The following is a 16,831-nucleotide window of genomic DNA, read 5'->3' as shown; positions in this document are numbered from 1 at the left end:
AATCACTAATGCCAAATCGTATATATTGCCCTTTTTGTCAAGTACAATTTATACCAAATTAGATGAGCTTACCCTGCTTTGCTATCCACTCCCCTTTTACCGTTTAAAAGTCAACATTAGTCATCAAATAATCAATTTCACTGGCTTCATCGAAAGTAGCTGCATTCATGACGCTCGCTATTACTTTCTTGTTTGTGTAGTTTGATAACTCGATTTATATTCTGGCTAACCACACCGCAATCTGTTTTTTTACTGGTAGGTAAAATTAGTAAAAACCTTTTGGAACAAGGCTTTTGCCAACTCGTTTCGTGGAATATCCTATTTTTCATCTGATCCTTTTTGAATTATTACTTTTCGATTTTTGGCGATTCGTCCTATGTATTTTAATTTCCTTTTCTCTAATTTTTGTAAAAAATTTTTATTATTGCCATACCCAGCATCAATTAGCACTATCGAGGTTTTTTCGCTCACTTTCTGCCAATAATTCGCCTAAATAGTTTTTAAACTCCCGTTTTTGGGCTTGATGACCAAAGATATCGTCAAATCTTTGACACCATTTATCAAAGCAGGGGGGCATTGCGGCGGGGGTTGTGTCTTTCATTGCTCATTGTTTAAATTTATATGCTTGCAGAGCAGGCATTATAACTCATTTAGCCCGTATTTTTTGTTTAAGTCCCGCGAATTCTATTCCTTTGGGGAACTCGGACAATCACTCTGAGGGTAGAGCCTGGTTAATGCGTTGGGGAGTTAGATTGGATACAAATGAAGGAAAAACCAAAAGTTCTCTAAACTCCCTAAGCAGAAAGCTGTTAAGCATTTAAACTGGGTATGACCAAAACGCCAAATGCTTACACCTGAATCTTCACAGTGAGTGAATCGAAAGAAGTGATTTCAATGCTGAACCGCTTAGCTCAAGTTTTCAAACTGAAGCATCTCCTACAGACTAATATTTTTTGAATAGTTGTGACGAAGATAATTATGAAACCTAACGAAGAAAATAGCTCTAGCCGTGAAATTCATCAAGAAGTTCACACAGATGCAAGTAACGGTCACGTCAGTACAACGCGAACTACTACAAGTGTTCCGAGTACAACGGCGAAGGCTTCTAAAGAAGCAGCTCATCACCAAGGTTACGTACAGGGTGAAATGGCGGAAAACCACCGCCAAGTTGGAGTCCAAGAAGTCCGCGATAATGAGAATGCTGGTCGCGGGTTACTGTTAGGGATTCTTCTTGCTTCTTTGGCCGGCTTAGTTCTCGGCAGTGTATATTACTTCAATCGGGGTGAGGAGGCTCCTACTCCTACTGCTGCTCCTGTGATTGTTGTACCGAAAGCGAATCAGCCTTCAGCAACACCTGCTCCGACTCGGACTATAGAGAGAGAAAAAACGATCATTGAAAAGATTGTTCCGGTTCAACCATCTCCAGTTCAAAAAGCTACGCCTGCTCCTCAACCAAGTCCAGCTCAAAAGGCTGCTCCGGCTCCTCAACAAAGTCCGGCTCCCAATATCAATATTACAATTCCCAATTCACAGCAGCAAGATGCACCCGCTCAGCAAGCAGCGCCGTCTCCATCTTCGCGGTCAAATAATACCAATACTACGGTTCCGAATTCGCAGAACGAGCCAGCTACCACTCCGCCAACTCCAGCACCTGAGAGTTCAGCTACTCCATCTCCAACTCCAGATGATGGCGCTTCTGGATCAGGTACCAGCGGCGAAACTAATACGCAAAGCCAGACTGATTCTAATTCTACGGGTACGGCTGTACCTAATAGCAACCCCGGCGCAGAGGGTGCGCCTGGTTCACAGCCATAGAAGTTGGATGTCTAATTAGTCCGCCTGGGGTTCAAACCCCAGACTCATAGCTAAAGTCCTTTAAAGAGGACTTTTTTTTATGGTTTAAAGAAATATTTCTTCAATCATAAACTGTCGGGCATCTTGCGTTGTATTTTTCGGGCGGGCTACGAGAGCCCACCCCACAAGAATTTCATCAAACTTGACTGTAAACTTTAGATGCGCTTGGGCTTACCAAGATTAGCGGGACTGAGACAAAAACTGAGGCGAAAATGGCTTCAAACCTAGATATAGAGAGACTTTTAGCTCTAATAAGCATAAATCTAGTATCTACAAGGGTTTCAGGCATTTTTAGGTCATCGACCTCTTGCGCGCGATCGAGAGGTCTTCAGCCCCTTTAGGGGCCTTAAAATGTCTAAGTCCCACTAACCGGAGATCGTGACTGAACTCAATAAACCAGGTTTCGGCGATCGCGAACTTTTTAAGATTGTGCCAACCTATGCTAAGAAAGAGTTGGGTGAGCTAATTTAACCTTCCCTAAAGCCATCTTCCTGCTGTCAAAGAGTTTCATCACCCCGGAGGAGATGGTGTCGATTACATCGGGTGAACAGTAAGAGAGAAACTCTTCCGACGAAATATGACCTGCAAAAAAATCTTGAGCTTTCTTCAAAAAGTTTTCTGTTTCAGAAAAGCCGATAGATTTGATAATAAACGTAGCTACGGGAGAGTTTTTAATATCGTAGGGTGATTCTTGATTTCGTCCTATTGCTAACAAATTAAGAACCTCTCTTTGCAACTGACTTTCTAAGGGGTAGGCTATCTGTCTGTTGGGCAAGTAATCCTCCAAAACCGAGGTTTTAAATCCTGGCGTGCGCAATTCTCCCATCATAGTTGAAAGCGGAATATCGCGCCCCAAACGGTAGGAAAGAGCTTCTAAAATGGCGATGGTAATTAGCTTTATCCCTAGATAAAGTTTAGCAACTTCGATATTTTTTCGAGTTCTGGCAATCAGGTTAGCGTAGGTTTCATCGTCCGGCTCTTGCATAAACTGCTGGAAAACCAGTTCGGGTTTGAGGAAGTTCAAAAATCCTTCCATTTTTTGCAGAGACCTGCGATATCCACCAACAGTATAGGAATTGACATTGCTTAATTCGTGGTTGGTTTCTGGCATCAAGTTCCAGGTATTGTCTAAGAAATTAGAGGAATTTGGAGAGGCAAAATTCTCTACATCCCGATTTGCTAACCTGACCGATCGCTTGACAATTTCTACGGTTTCGGCATCGCTCCATCCCAATTTAAAATCGCGGTTCGCACTTACCAAACGCTGGTGCAAAAGTTCGATCGCACTCAAACCGCTGGGCGCAACCGGACGAAAAGGAATAGTAGCTTCGATGCAAGCGGCGATTTCGGCGATCGTACTAGCTGGCAAAAAAGGCTCCAAACATTTGGCAGCAATAACGGCACTCAAAAATTCGTTTTGACCGGCAAACGGAGAGAGAGCCTTGCCGGGAATAAACCCAAATACTGAGGCCACTAGGTGATACATGGCATCGTTGGGCAGTTCGGTTTCATCTCTAATAACTAACTGCGATCGCACCTCTTTGACAAAAGGAGAAAGGGCGCTGCTAATATTGAAACTGACACCCTGATCGACTTGCACGTACACGAGGTCGTGAAACAGCGCAGCCAGCACCTCGATCGGATCGACTGACCCCCCGACCTCAAAAATGTGTTCCGACGTGTGAAAGTAGCGCCAAGGCCCTCTCATCGTTTGAATGATGAGCTCAGCTATCTGCTCCAGCATCGGAATCTCTACTCGACCTCCCAATTGCTCGATCGAGCTTACCAAGCAATCCAAGCACCGTTTTTGTTCTCCCAAAAGCTCCATTTACGCACCTCCAGTGCATTCCCTGATTGTCTTGCGTTTGATTGCATGGTATCAAAACACGCTGCCATCCTGCCATGATTCGTCACTCAAAAATTGCAAATTTTAGGCAAAAAGAGGGAGAGGGGGGAGGGAAAGAGGGAGAGGGGGGGAGGGGGAGAGAGGGAGAGGGAGAGAGAGGGAGATAGGGAAATTAAATATTAAAAATTCTGCATTTGTGGAGATTCGGGCAACTTGGGTGATCGGTATCATAAATTACAGTCAATCTGAGAAAAAGTTGGTAAAGCCTTGATGAATTTTTGATGAATTTTTGATGAATTTTTGACAAAAGCTGTGGGTGGGTGGCTGGCAATTCAGCTTTAAGCGGCTGCGGTGTAAATGCTGCGTCCAGCCTCAGAGTAAGATTCGTAAACGTGCTGGTAAACCTCTTGACATTTGCGCTGATACGCTTCGGTTGAGTAGCTTTCGGGCAGTCGATCTAAAATTTCCTCGATCGCCACTTTAACTGCTGCCTTTGTTTGCTGTCGCCTGCGCCAATCTAACACTAATTTTTATTTTTTGAAAGTTGATAAAAGTTCCTTTGCTACTTTCTTGATTTCGTGCTTTTCTTTTTCGTTAAAGTAATATCTGGTTGGGTTAATAAGTCAGAAATCGCTAATTCTTCCTCTGCCCAGTTCTCGGATATTGCACGTTTATCCTTAAAGTTGAGTTCTTGGGCAAACTCCACCAAATCGGCAAATAATGTCTCGACATTGCGATAACTGCTGTTGTATTCATCAATCAGTTGCTGGAACTTGTCTAACTAATTCATCCGGCTTTTGTTGAGGCGTAGCATCTGGGTTAGTTGGCTGCTAATTATGCCTTTGAGTTTCTCTGTTTCGGTGTGTTTGTAACCCGATGCAAACTGGGCTTTGAGCCAGAAATTATATCAGCATGAAGGTGGGTAAAAGCTTCACAGCTTCTGAATTATGGAAACAGATTTCTGTAATAGCTACAATACTCATCAATCAATTTCAAAGTCGAATTAGCTTGGCGAGGCTTAACCATAGACCCAGCTTAGCTTTGAGAGATTTTAGTCTATTATACTCGGACGCTTTGTCACAGAAGAGCGATACCACAAGAGTTTTGAATTTTTTTATGTCGGGAGGGTTAGCGATAGCCCTCGCCAAGTCCAGCCCCAACCGGTTTCTGTTTTAGCTGAATAGCCCTTGCTGTGAGTGCGGACTGGCTGGGGGGTTCCGGCTTGAGGTGAGTGGCGATACAGCGAATACCGCCCTTGACGGCCGCCACCATAGCGGGGCAGTTCAAGGGGCTTTGGGTTTGGCTAGGGGTAGCAACACCAAGGCGAATCACCTTTCCCCACCAGTTAATACAGGCACAAACGGGCTGGTCAATTTCTGTGCAGATAGCAGGGGCGCGTTGAGCAAATTCCGATATGCTGTTGCAAGGCGATCGCCTGGAAGTCTCTGGGGGTAAAGCTTTTCCCGTTGCTTGAGCTGGTTTTTCTTTAAACCTATAAGGTTGCTGTAGATAGGTCTTTCCTCGCTTAGATAGAGTTTATTTATTATTTTGGCTTGACTTCCCCCTGGAGTGCATTTACTCAAAAAGTATTGCGGTTTTCAGGGTTAGTCGCTAGAATAGCCAAACTGTCAAGTAAAATCATCCCAACAACAAGACAGACATTTCCGATATCCGCTTATGACCATTGCCTATACTCCACCTTGGCTGCTGAACAACGGCCTATTAATGACGTTGTACACCGCATTAAGGGCTAGTCGCCGTTGGGAAAAGACGATCCCTTACCCAGAGCCCCCTTACCGAGAACACATCTTTACTGGTGCCTGTGGAGTCCCGATTTTCGGCTGGGTTGCCATCCCCGAAAATCCCCGATATACCATTGTCGGTACTTACGGCATTACTGGCGATCTGGATAATCAATGGTTTCTGAGGCTACTAGGCCGTAAAGCCTATGCCCAAGGCTGTGCAGTGGTATTATTTGACTGGCGAGCTCACGGCAAAACAGCCAAACTCTCTCCCACCCTGACTTCTGATGGCCTATACGAAGGCGAAGATTTCGTTCGGATTGCTGCCGCTGCTAAAGAAATGGGATGTCCCGCGCCTTTTTGGTTCACGGGTTATTCCCTGGGCGGACAATTAGCCTTGTGGGCCGTAAAATCAGCTCAGACGATCGCAGATTGGGGGCCTGACTTAGGGATTGAAGAGTCAGAACTAGCAGGCGCGGCAGTAATTTGCCCCAGCTTGGACTCGAACCGTTCTCTGTCTTATCTAGTTAAAGATGAGTGGGGGAAATTGTTAGAAAAAGCGATCGCGCGACAGTTAAAAAAACTAGCAAAAAAGATCGCTAAAGCACATCCAGGGGCGATCGATCCTGCCGCTATTGAACGCGCCAACAGCATTTGGGGCTTTGACCATGAACTGGTAATTGGCCCGTTAGGTTTCTCCTCTGTGGAAGAATACTATGACGCTAGCAGCGCTCTACACATTTTACCTCACCTCAAAAAACCCACTTTCATCCTTTATGCAGCGGACGATCCGATGTTTGACCCGGTGCTTGTCTCTGAGTTGCAAGCCATTAGCGCGAACAATCCTGCCTTAGAATTAGTGTTGACAGCCTACGGCGGTCATGTTGGGCATATCAGTAGTAAACGTTGTCAGCATCAATTTGCTGATAGCGATCGGTGGTGGGCATGGAATCGGATTTTACAGTGGTTCGATGCCTTGAGTGTTGATTGAGATTATCAAATAAAATCTGAACACTCCTCGGCAATAGTTGCGGGGAGGAAAGGATTAGGGGGTTTAATTCCTCCAGCCCAGAACCTTAAAACTATTTTGCAAAAACACCAGACATCTGGGCTAAAGCTGAATGGCTTACTGGGAATGAATTGTGCAGAATTTGCACAGCCGCTTGACTTCAGCGAGATGTGACGACAGCATCAGGATTAGAAGCAATTATAGTTAAAAACTGGTGAATAAATATCGATTAATTTATTCGTTTTTTTGACAATTGTGTCAGCTATTAACTAGGTAAAACTCAAGCTCCTACTCTCAATCTAATCAAACAGCAAATTGCGATAAATACTGTCTCGTAATGCCTTTTTCTTAACCCAAATTTTTATTGAGCCACTCGAAACCAGCATTCCCCCAGCACCACAAGCCGGGTCTACAATTCCCCCGCAATTCGGCTCTATTACATCGACAATCAGCTTTACCAGTGAAATTGGAGTAAAAAAATCTCCGCCTTTGGGCCCTTATTTTTGAGCAAAATTCCCAGGAAATATTGATAAAATTTCCTAAACTCATCCTCATTAATATTGGCTCTGAGAATTCGATTTAAGATTTTCAACAACTCCCGCAAAACTGGCATTGTTAGTGTAATCTTCCCAGGTCGTTGATAGATTCCCTCGTCTTCGGCAGCAAACAGCACCGCCTCGTACAAACCCTTATTTGAGTTTAGAGACGGGGCGATCGCATCAAAACCAAAGAAACCGGGTTTTTGGCCGTTGCTGTCGGTGGTAACGCGTCTTCTCAGTAAAAAACCCGGTTTCTGACTGCCTGCGCGTCAAACCAAAGAAACAAAGAAACCGGGTTTTTGGCCGTTGCTGTCGGTTTTGACGAAGTATTCTCGTCCAAAACCCGGTTTCTGAGTACCCGCGCGTCGATTTTCAGCTTTTAGAGAGAGGTAAAAACTCGCCCGATCGCTACACTATGATTAACTAGGAACTCAGCAATTTGGGAGAAGAGGTGAATTGAAATTCGTGTCCGACCCGCGAATAACAGTCAAAATCCGCAAAATGAAAGAGCGGGTGCGGTGGCAAGAACAGTCGATCGTCGATCGGGGAATCGACCAAACTCGGATGGTTTTGGGATCTCAAACCACCGACTCTCCAGAGTTTTCGTTTTTAGTCGCAGGCGACAGCGGCACGGGCAACCACCGCGGCCACAATCCCCAGCGGCAAGTGGCCGAACTGATGCTCTCGGAGCGCGAAAATTGCCGTTTCCTCCTCCACACGGGCGATGTCGTTTATCTCGTCGGTTCCAGCGAATATTACTTGCAAAACTTTATTCGCCCCTACCGAGAATTTATAGTCGGCGGCGAGCAACCCTCTCGGATTGCCTACGATCGCATGGTGTTTAACTTTCCGTTTTTGCCAGTACCGGGAAACCACGACTATTACGACTTGCCCATAGTCTACGGCCTTCTGTCGGCGACAGCTTTGCCGCTGCGTCGGCTGTTGGGTTCCAAGTTGGATCTCGATGTCGGCTGGCACGGTTCCGATCGCGGAAATACCTACGCTAAAGCCTTTCTCGACTACCTCAAAGCTCACAAAATGCCGGGAGATCTCGATCGCCACCTAGACGCCCACTACACCGCCAGCACCAGCACAGGCCGCTGCCTCCGTTACCAACCCGGACGTTTTACCCGCTTACCCAACCGCTATTACACGTTCCGCAGCGGCGGCATCGACTTCTTCGCCCTCGACTCCAACACCTTCAACGAACCCTTGCCGATCCCGAAAACCAAACAGGGCGACATTCGCCGCCAGAATTTGGAACTCGATCGGCAGAAGTTGGAACAAGAAAAATTGGCAATGCTCGAAATCTGCGCTCGGCTGAACCCCCAAATTCCCGAGGAAGCCGAACACCTAGACGACTTGGCCGCCAAATTAGAGCAAGTTGACGAAATCCTGATGGATATTGACAAACAACTGTCGCCCGACAAAACAGCTACAGACGTTGAACAGCTCGAATGGCTGAGAAAAAGACTGATTGCGTCTTGGGCTGATTCCGAGGTGCGGGGGCGGGTAATTTACCTGCACCATCCCCCCTACGTGACGGAGGCGACAAAGTGGAATCAAGCTCAAACTTTGGCGGTTAGGTTGCGATTGCGCGAGGTGCTCGACGGGGTGGCCGATGCAGTTGGGGAGGCGGCGCGGGGGCGTCCGCTAGTAGATTTGGTGCTGACGGGCCACGCTCACTGTTTGGAATACCTGCGGACTGGGGATACCGGACACGGCGACTCTGGGATTAATTGGATTGTCTGCGGGGGAAGCGGCCACAGTCTCCGCCGCCAGCGCCCGGAAGGGCCGGTGTTGCAGGAAGCATCAAGTCCAGAAGCTTATCGCTCGGCGCGCGAGGGCGGGCGATCGCAAAAAGACTCTCGGCGGATAGCGGAATCTTTGCTATTTGTCGGCCGCAGCGGTCAAGGTTCCCACAAACGCCGTCCTTATTCGTGTTTGCGGATTGATGTTCTCGATGGGTGTCCTCCCAAGTTCCGCATCCGACCTTTGGTTGTCGAACGATTTGAGGGGAAATGGCACGATATCTCGATCGAACCTTTTGTGATTTAACTTTCGTTTTTCTGTAAGTCTCGATCCCCCTTAAAAAGGTGGACTTTGACCGATTCCGGTTCCCTCCTTTTTTTTAGAGGGGTTAGGGGGGATCGAGAGCCGAATGCTCTATCAACTTAATTCAGGACAAAAATTCCATGATTGCTAATTTAACCGCCACCGGCTGGGAAATTATTTACCACCGCGCCCACGCTTTGCTCGCGGCGCAACTTGGCGGACAGTGGAAGCGCTCGAAATCTCCGGTTCGCCTCTACGAAACCATAGCGGCTATTTCGCATCACGATGATTTGGAGAAAGAGTGGGAAGAGAATATTTTGACTGAAGCGGGCGCGCCCTTTGATTTTACCTTGCAGACGGGAACCTCTGTGCCGAAAATTAAAGCCATGACGCAGAATGCCCTATATCGCGGTCGCTGGGTAGCAATGCTGATTTCTATGCACATGAGCTTTCTCAATGAAGGAAAGCGGGGAGAGTCGAAGGAACTCGACGAGTTTTTGGACGAACAACTGGAAAATCAAAAAAAATGGCGCAAAGAGTTGCAAGTTTCCGAGAAAGATGCTAAGGCAGCTTATGCTTTTTTCCAGTGGTGCGATCGGCTATCATTAATTCTTTGCAGCCGCGAGTTACCCGCCGGAGAACGAGCTTTAGAAATTAGTGTCGGCCCGGACGGTAAGCGCTACGATATTGTACAGAACAGCAACGAACTTGTGACTGTAACTCCTTGGCCTTTTGAAGACGATAAGTTTACTGTTAACGTCGAAGCGTGCCACTTGGATAAAGTCAAGTTCGACAGCAACCAGGAAATTAAGGAAGCGCTGCACAAAGCTCCCCGCGAAGTCTTAGAGTGGACTTTTGTCAAGTCTTAATTAAACCTCTAGCAAAAATACTGCACCGTTCTAGGTTTGTAGGGAGAACTTCAGCCGATCGAGTTTTATGAGGACTGAAGTTCTCACTACAAACCAATTTGATTGTTGCCGATTGAACGGACATAATATTATCAACGAGCCATCACCAATTACCGATTACCCATTACCAATTACCAAATATGAAACGTTCAGCCTGTCTAATTTTCAATCCCGTCGCCGGCAACAGCGACCCCGACCAAGACTTAGCTAGAATTCAGGAACTTTTAGAGCCTTTTATTGACTTAGACATTCGGCTGACAACCCGAGAATTAGACGCAGATCAAATCGCCCGCGAAGCAGTTGCTAGGGGAGTTGAGGCAATTATTGCTTCCGGGGGCGACGGCACACTATCCGCAGTTGCTGGGGCGATTGTGGGCACAAATATTCCTTTAGGAATTATTTCGCGGGGAACGGCGAATGCTTTTGCTAATGCTTTAGACATTCCCAATACAATTGAAACCGCCTGCGCAACTATTTTTGGAGGGTTGACGCGGGTGGTAGATGCGGCGATTTGCAACGGTGAAATGCCGATGGTTTTGTTAGCTGGAGTGGGTTTTGAGGCGGAAACCGTCGAACTAGCCGATCGCGAAATGAAGAATCGCTGGGGAATGCTGGCTTACATTTTGTCGGGAATTAAACAGTTAAACAATTTAGAAAGATTTGAAGCGGAAATCGAAACCGAAGATAAAATTATCAGCCTTACTGCTGTCGCCGTGACAGTGGCGAATGCAGCGCCGCCTACTTCTATTTTAGCTCAAGGGCCTGCCGGGATTATTTTTGATGACGGCTTGCTGGACGTGACGCTGGTGGCGCCTCAGAATAAAGCTGGGGCGATCGCAGCTTCTTATCATCTATTGCAAACAGCTTTGAGCGGCAATGCTACGGATCGCGACGACATCGGTTATTTGCGGGCAAAAAAAGTAACAATTAGTGCCGATCCGCCTCAAAAAGTGGTTGTAGACGGCGAAATCATCGGCATGACTCCGGTTTCTATTGAGTGCGTTCCGGGAGGTTTAACTATTTTTGTACCGCGAGTTGAAGAAGAGCCCGTGGTGGAAAAACTCACCGGTTTAGCGGACATCGAAATTACATTGAAACCCTTAGATGAAAATTTTTAGCGACACAAACAATAAGAAAGACCGCCCGGGCGGTCTTTCATTTTTAGGCGTCTAAAATTTGGCGAATGCGGCGCTCCAAACGTTCGAGGTCGAGTCCACCTTCATCGCGGCTGATGCGGCGCACGGTGACGTTAACATTGCTCAAATCTGCCAGCAAATCTTGCAGGATTTCTTGTTGCTGCCTAGCTTGAGTTATTTCGCGCGGTTCCTGCACGAGGTCGCGGATGATGGTATCTTCGGCTCGCGAAGCAACGATCGGGTCTGCTTCGCCGTCTATATGCACGAAAGTGCGCCGACCGGGCCCCCGTTCTTCTTCAATTGGTATGACTGCTGTTACTCGATCGGAGCGTACATATTTGCCAAATCCCAGGTGGACTAAGACAGAAGATTGTATTTTCATAGATAGCAACTTTTATTTGTTAGTTATCTATATTTTAACTTTTTAAAATCGTATATGACAACTCAATTAGAGCTATTATTACTACAATGTATGTCGGTTTTTTCTGTGTTTTATAGTTGTCAAATTTCCTAAAAAATGCTAAGTTAATTAACTGGATATAACTTACCAACGGTGGGTCAGAAACCGGGTTTTTTACGAAAAGACGCGCTCCTACCAGCAGATTCGGTAAAAACCCGGTTTCTTTGGTCGGAGCGCGTAAATCCTGTTAACATAAAAATAGAGCAGTTTGCGATCGTCGCCCGCAGCGCATTTCAGGGACACAGCCTACCGATTCTAGATTTGAGCATTACTTCCACGGAAAAATAGGAAAGCCTAGATCATGTTAATTAGTCTCGACTTAGTTATCAGTCTCCTGACGACAATTCCCTTCGGCACTATCAAAGACAAGTTTCAGCGCAACGAAACTGTCATCAAAATCTTAAAAAGATTTAACCTCGACCCCGATGCTCCGCCCGCAGATTTTAGCGGAGTTTATGTTTATACTTTAGTCGAGTACGGCGCTGGCAAACCCAAGCAGATTTTAGAACTGTTTCGCCAAAAAGAGATTGAATCAGCATTTCGCAAAGCTTTCGAGTCCGATAGCCCAGCCATTTTAATTAAAGCAGGCGATGACTATCTGAATGACAGTGCTTTAGGCAAAGAAATTCGAGATTTAGGCATTGACCCCAGACGGGAATTCATGGCATTTGCCGCCGTGTTTATGGAAGTAGCAAAGCGGACGCGGACGCTGGGAGATGTGATGGTGGGAAATGCGATCGCCTCTTTGCAAAAACGCCTATCTATGGTAATGGATCGCATCGAACGCCTCCCCACTATCGAAGGAATTCGCACCGAATTTGCACGACTGGAAGCTGAAGATTATCCCGCACTTCCCGCCGCAGCATCAACTAATATTCAAAAGTCTCAAGCTTTTATTTTATCGCAACAAGTTCGCGGTTGGTTTGAAACATTAAGTTATAAGTTTGAAACCTATCAAATCTCGGAAGATAACTATTTTGAATGGATTATCAATGTTCCCGTCAGACGCAATCGGTACGATCGCATTTTAGTGCGCGGAATAGCCGGAGAAGCCGGACTCAGGGATATCTCAGCCTTGCGCGAGTCGGTGGAAAGACAGCGCACCGATGAAGGTTGGTTAGTTACAGCCCGCCGCATCAGTCGCGCCGCGCGGGACGAGGTAGAGAAAGCCGAAAATCGTAATTTAGCTTGCTATACTTTCGATGAATTACTCGACCAAGATGCCGATTTTACTGCTTATCTGGATTGGCTAGAAACTGAAATCACCAGCCGAGGAATTGATACTAAATATGTGCCGTTAGCCTGTACCAAAGAAGAAATTGACCCCGATACTCAGCGCAAGATAGGTGTGAGTCATTATGGCGATCGAGATGGCTGGATCGAAGGTTATATTGACCTGTGGTTAGATGACCCAGTTAAAGAACATATTTCAGTTTTAGGAGAATTTGGGACGGGAAAAAGTTGGTTTGCGATGCACTATGCTTGGATGGCGCTGCAACGCTACCGAGATGCTCAAAAGCGCGGCTTAGAACGTCCGCGTTTGCCGTTAGTAATTCCTTTGCGAGATTACGCCAAAGCAGTTAGTGTCGAGTCGCTATTTTCCGAGTTTTTCTTTCGTAAGCACGAAATACCTTTGGCGGGTTATTCGGCCTTTGAACAACTTAATCGCATGGGTAAATTTCTGCTAATTTTCGATGGTTTTGATGAAATGGCCGCTAAGTGCGATCGGCAAGAAACCATCAACAACTTCTGGGAACTGGCAAAAGCCGTTGTTCCCGGCGCAAAAGTCATCCTCACTTGCCGTACCGAACACTTTCCTGAAGGCAAGGAAGGACGGGCATTGTTCAATGCAGAACTGCAAGCATCAACAACCATTTTAACAGGCGAAACTCCCCAATTTGAAGTCTTAGAATTAGAGAAATTTAACGACGAGCAAATTAGGCTAGCGCTGTCATTTCAAACAGAAGCGGCGACAGTAGAAAAAGTGATGGGAAACCCGCAACTATTGGATTTAGCGCGTCGCCCTGTGATGACCGAGTTAATTTTGGAAGCATTGCCCGATATTGAAGCTGGAAAACCAGTAGATATGTCGCGGATTTATCTGTATGCGGTGCGGCGGAAGATAGAGAGAGATATCAAAGCAGAACGTACTTTTACTTCTGTAGCAGATAAGCTTTACTTTTTGTGCGAACTGTCTTGGGAAATGCTGTCTACCGACCAAATGAGCCTGAATTATCGCGGTTTTCCCGATCGCATTCGAGGCCTGTTTGGTTCTGTCGTGCAAGAGGAAAAAGACTTAGACCACTGGCACTACGACATGATGGGTCAAACGATGCTAATTCGCAATGCAGATGGGGATTATACCCCGGCACACCGTTCGTTATTAGAGTTTTTTGTCGCTTATAAATTTGCAGCAGAATTGGGAGTTTTGGCCGCAGATTTTACCGAATTAGTTGCGCCTGAACAGTCTTGTGTCAACCCTGATGCAGAACCTCGATCGTACACCTGGTCTAATTATTGTCGGCTTCAGGCGCAGAAGAGAAATAACAACGAACTTATCGCGCCTTTGAAGGGATTTGTTGCTGAAGATTTAGGTCAACTCCGTCAGAGTTTCGGACACGCGCCGCTGACGAAAGCAGTGATGGATTTGTTGTTGCCGATGTTGGATGCAATTTCTCCCCCCTTGTTAAGGGGGGCCGGGGGGGATCGTGACGATGCTAGCCAGGAGAGATCCCCCCAACCCCCCTTAACAAGGGGGGCTTTAGAGAAGTCGCCCCTACTAGAAATTCTGGAAGCAACGCGGGGCAAAACAGAAAGCGAGGTGGGTTATGTGGGAGGAAATGCGGCGACGCTGTTGTTAAAAAAGGACAAGACTGCTTTAGAAGCAAAAGACCTTTCTCATGCCGTTATTTTAGGTGCTGATTTTACAAATGCGACGCTGCGCCACGTCAATTTTGCTGAAGCGAATTTAGCTAATTCTACTTTTACTAAAATCTTCGGCAGCGTGCGATCGGTAATATTTAGTCCAGATGGCAAACTGTTAGCTACAGGTGATACTGATGGCATAGTTCGCTTGTGGGAAGCTAGCAGTTGCAGAGAAATATTGACCTGTAAAGGACATACTAACGTCGTGGAGTCAGTCGCCTTCAGTCCTGACGGTAAGATACTTGCTAGCGGGAGTTATGAAAATACAATCAAGTTATGGGATGTCAAGACTGGTGAATGTTTAAAAGTTTTTCAGGGACATACCGAATCAGTAATGTCAGTCACCTTCAATCCTGATGGAAATATACTCGCTAGCGGGAGTTTCGATGGCACGATCAGGTTATGGGATATTCACACGGGTGAATGCTGCCAAATTTTGCAAGACCATACTAAAGTTGTATTTTCAGTGGCTTTCCATCCTGCTGGTGAGATGTTGGCCAGTGGAAGTGGCGACACAACAGTGAGGCTGTGGAATGTCGGTACTGGTGAATGCCTCAAAATTTTGTACGGCCATACTAAAAACGTGTTTTCAGTTGCTTTTAATTCTGCTGGTGAAATACTTGCTAGCGGCAGCGGCGACGAAACAGTGAGGCTATGGAATATCGGCAGCGGTGAATGTCTCAAAACTTTGGAGGGACATTTCGGTCTAGTACGGTCAATAGCCTTCAGTCCTTCGGGCGAAATACTCGCAAGTGGAAGTCACGATCGCACAGCAAAACTGTGGGATATCAACAGCGGTGAATGCTTGAATACTTTGCAAGGGCATAACGATCGAGTAGGGTCAGTCGCCTTCAGTCCAAACGGTGAAATACTTGTTAGTGGTAGTTACGAGAAAACGCTGAGGCTGTGGGCTATTAACAGCGGTGAATGCTTGAATACGCTGCAAGGGCATAGCAATCAAGTAAGGTCGATCGCCTTCAGTCCAAACGGTGAAATGTTTGCCAGCGGCGATGACGAAAAAACTGTCAAGCTGTGGGATGTCAGCAGCGGTAAGTGCCTCCAAATCTTGCACGGACATCTCGATCGAGTAGACTTAGTTACCTTCAGTCCTTCGGGTGAAATACTTGCCAGTGCTAGTTATGACCAAACACTGAGGGTATGGGATATTTGTAGTGGTGAATGCCTCCATACTTTGCCAGAGTTGAAAAATGAAACACGATCGATTGCCTTCAGTCCAAATGGTAAAATACTTGCTAGTGCAGGTCATAACCAAATGGTGAAGCTGTGGGATATCGGTACTGGTGAATGCCTCAAAACTTTGCCAGGGCTTAACAGTTCAGTATACTCGGTTGCCTTCAGTCCAAATGGCGATATCTTTGCCAGTACAACTTATGACGGAACGGTAAGGCTGTGGGATATCCATAGTGGTGAATGCCTCCAAATCTTGCAGGGGCATATGGGTTTGGCGCGCGGGATTGCCTTTAGCCAGAATGGTGAAATACTTGCCAGTGGAGGTATCGATCGTACAGTAAGATTATGGGATGTCCGCAGTGGTGAATGTCTAAAAATTTTGCAGGGGCATACTGATTGGATACGTTCAGTTGCCTTTAGTTATTCTGGTGAAATAGTTGTTAGTGGAAGTGTCGATCAAACGGTAAGATTATGGGATGTCCGCAGTGGTGAATGTCTAAAAATTTTGCAAGGTCATACCAGTAGAATTAACTCGGTTGCCTCCAATTCAGATGGAAAAATTATTGCTGCTTGCAGTCGGGATGGCACAATTAAACTTTGGGATTTCCAGACTGGTGAGTGCATCAAAACACTGAAAAATGACCGACTTTATGAAAACATGAATATTGCAGGAGTTACGGGTTTAACGGAAGTTGAAAAAGCCACGCTCAAAGCTTTAGGGGCTGTTGAAAATTGATCGTCGCACAGGAGAAACTATGCAGTCAGCAATACGGATTACAACCAAAGTTCTTGCAGGAAATAAACTTGAAATTCAAGTGCCGCCTGGATCTGTTGGTGAAGAGGTTGAAGTTTTTGTGATTATACCAGAAAAGCATCAAGGCGGGCGGCGTAAGGTGTTGGAATTGCTTACAGAAATCCGCAGCCGTCATGTCTCCAGAACTGTTGAAGAAATCGATCGGGAACTAGAAGAAGAAAGAAACTCATGGGACAACTAAACCTACCATGCTTCAGCGGAATTGATATTACCCATAATTAGGACACGGCAGTGCCGTGGCCCTACAATTAATCGGGCGAGGGTTACATTTCTCATCGAGGAAAATCGATGATTTTGGGGTAGGGAAACGGCATTGCCGTGTCCTCCGTTACTTTGGAGACGAGAGAGGCTT

At 46.3% G+C, this 16,831-nt stretch carries 12 protein-coding genes and 2 pseudogenes; 8 read left to right on the top strand and 6 right to left on the bottom strand.

The window, feature by feature from the left end; all coding sequences use genetic code 11:
• Positions 1-318 precede the first annotated feature (318 nt).
• Both QUA78_RS32765 and QUA78_RS05575 read right to left on the bottom strand, forming a co-directional pair.
• The gene (locus QUA78_RS32765) at positions 319-450 is read right to left on the bottom strand and encodes a transposase (protein ID WP_445302367.1); all 132 of its coding nucleotides are present in this window, start codon (positions 448-450) and stop codon (positions 319-321) included.
• Positions 451-454: 4 nt separating this feature from the next.
• Positions 455-601: pseudogene (locus QUA78_RS05575) on the bottom strand (IS701 family transposase); the annotation flags it as partial.
• Between the two features lie 377 nt (positions 602-978).
• On the opposite strand from QUA78_RS05575, the gene QUA78_RS05570 reads away from it, so the two are divergent.
• Positions 979-1,815, top strand: a complete 837-nt coding sequence (locus tag QUA78_RS05570; RefSeq protein ID WP_333302853.1) for a hypothetical protein — start codon at positions 979-981, stop codon at positions 1,813-1,815.
• Between the two features lie 481 nt (positions 1,816-2,296).
• Here QUA78_RS05570 and QUA78_RS05565 read toward each other — a convergent pair whose 3' ends face one another.
• Entirely contained in the window at positions 2,297-3,682 is a 1,386-nt protein-coding gene (locus tag QUA78_RS05565; protein WP_333302851.1) for a hypothetical protein, read from the bottom strand.
• A 356-nt stretch (positions 3,683-4,038) separates the two neighbouring features.
• A complete protein-coding gene (locus QUA78_RS05560; protein WP_333302850.1) occupies positions 4,039-4,224 on the bottom strand; it encodes a hypothetical protein in 186 nt (61 codons plus the stop codon).
• Positions 4,225-4,927: 703 nt separating this feature from the next.
• Here QUA78_RS05560 and QUA78_RS05555 point away from each other — a divergent pair.
• Positions 4,928-5,155, top strand: coding sequence for a hypothetical protein (locus QUA78_RS05555; RefSeq protein ID WP_333398643.1), 228 nt, complete (start codon positions 4,928-4,930; stop codon positions 5,153-5,155).
• Positions 5,156-5,377: 222 nt separating this feature from the next.
• Positions 5,378-6,433 (top strand): alpha/beta fold hydrolase, encoded by a 1,056-nt coding sequence (locus tag QUA78_RS05550; RefSeq protein WP_333302847.1) that lies wholly within the window; start codon positions 5,378-5,380, stop codon positions 6,431-6,433.
• A gap of 317 nt (positions 6,434-6,750) precedes the next feature.
• Here QUA78_RS05550 and QUA78_RS05545 read toward each other — a convergent pair.
• Positions 6,751-6,930: pseudogene (locus QUA78_RS05545) on the bottom strand (N-6 DNA methylase); the annotation flags it as partial.
• A 525-nt stretch (positions 6,931-7,455) separates the two neighbouring features.
• Here QUA78_RS05545 and QUA78_RS05540 point away from each other — a divergent pair.
• The 3 genes from QUA78_RS05540 to QUA78_RS05530 all read left to right on the top strand — a co-directional run bounded on the left by QUA78_RS05540 (position 7,456) and on the right by QUA78_RS05530 (position 11,071).
• Positions 7,456-9,048, top strand: coding sequence for a metallophosphoesterase (locus QUA78_RS05540; RefSeq protein WP_333302845.1), 1,593 nt, complete (start codon positions 7,456-7,458; stop codon positions 9,046-9,048).
• 137 nt (positions 9,049-9,185) lie between these two features.
• Positions 9,186-9,914: a DUF3891 family protein gene (locus tag QUA78_RS05535; protein ID WP_333302844.1), complete on the top strand. Its 729-nt coding sequence runs from the start codon at positions 9,186-9,188 to the stop codon at positions 9,912-9,914.
• A 179-nt stretch (positions 9,915-10,093) separates the two neighbouring features.
• Entirely contained in the window at positions 10,094-11,071 is a 978-nt protein-coding gene (locus QUA78_RS05530) for a YegS/Rv2252/BmrU family lipid kinase (RefSeq protein ID WP_333302842.1), read from the top strand.
• A gap of 43 nt (positions 11,072-11,114) precedes the next feature.
• Here the strand turns inward: QUA78_RS05530 and QUA78_RS05525 are convergent, their stop codons facing one another.
• Positions 11,115-11,471, bottom strand: coding sequence for a hypothetical protein (locus tag QUA78_RS05525; RefSeq protein ID WP_172186242.1), 357 nt, complete (start codon positions 11,469-11,471; stop codon positions 11,115-11,117).
• A 379-nt stretch (positions 11,472-11,850) separates the two neighbouring features.
• On the opposite strand from QUA78_RS05525, the gene QUA78_RS05520 reads away from it, so the two are divergent.
• The gene (locus QUA78_RS05520) at positions 11,851-16,401 is read left to right on the top strand and encodes a WD40 domain-containing protein (protein ID WP_333302839.1); all 4,551 of its coding nucleotides are present in this window, start codon (positions 11,851-11,853) and stop codon (positions 16,399-16,401) included.
• A gap of 19 nt (positions 16,402-16,420) precedes the next feature.
• Positions 16,421-16,660 (top strand): hypothetical protein, encoded by a 240-nt coding sequence (locus tag QUA78_RS05515; protein ID WP_333302837.1) that lies wholly within the window; start codon positions 16,421-16,423, stop codon positions 16,658-16,660.
• Positions 16,661-16,831: the final 171 nt, after the last annotated feature.

Origin of the sequence: Microcoleus sp. K4-B3, from assembly GCF_036704615.1 — a bacterium.
Lineage (GTDB): Bacteria > Cyanobacteriota > Cyanobacteriia > Cyanobacteriales > Microcoleaceae > Microcoleus.
This window is presented reverse-complemented; position numbering and strand designations above follow the sequence as displayed.

Excerpts from the sequence above, each read along its gene's own strand:
- QUA78_RS05515 (WP_333302837.1), top strand. The coding sequence starts at position 16,421 with ATGCAGTCAGCAATACGGATTACAACCAAAGTTCTTGCAGGAAATAAA.
- QUA78_RS05535 (WP_333302844.1), top strand. The coding sequence starts at position 9,186 with ATGATTGCTAATTTAACCGCCACCGGCTGGGAAATTATTTACCACCGC.
- QUA78_RS05520 (WP_333302839.1), top strand. The coding sequence starts at position 11,851 with ATGTTAATTAGTCTCGACTTAGTTATCAGTCTCCTGACGACAATTCCC.
- QUA78_RS05530 (WP_333302842.1), top strand. The coding sequence starts at position 10,094 with ATGAAACGTTCAGCCTGTCTAATTTTCAATCCCGTCGCCGGCAACAGC.
- QUA78_RS05525 (WP_172186242.1), bottom strand. The coding sequence starts at position 11,471 with ATGAAAATACAATCTTCTGTCTTAGTCCACCTGGGATTTGGCAAATAT.
- QUA78_RS05570 (WP_333302853.1), top strand. The coding sequence starts at position 979 with ATGAAACCTAACGAAGAAAATAGCTCTAGCCGTGAAATTCATCAAGAA.
- QUA78_RS05550 (WP_333302847.1), top strand. The coding sequence starts at position 5,378 with ATGACCATTGCCTATACTCCACCTTGGCTGCTGAACAACGGCCTATTA.
- QUA78_RS05565 (WP_333302851.1), bottom strand. The coding sequence starts at position 3,682 with ATGGAGCTTTTGGGAGAACAAAAACGGTGCTTGGATTGCTTGGTAAGC.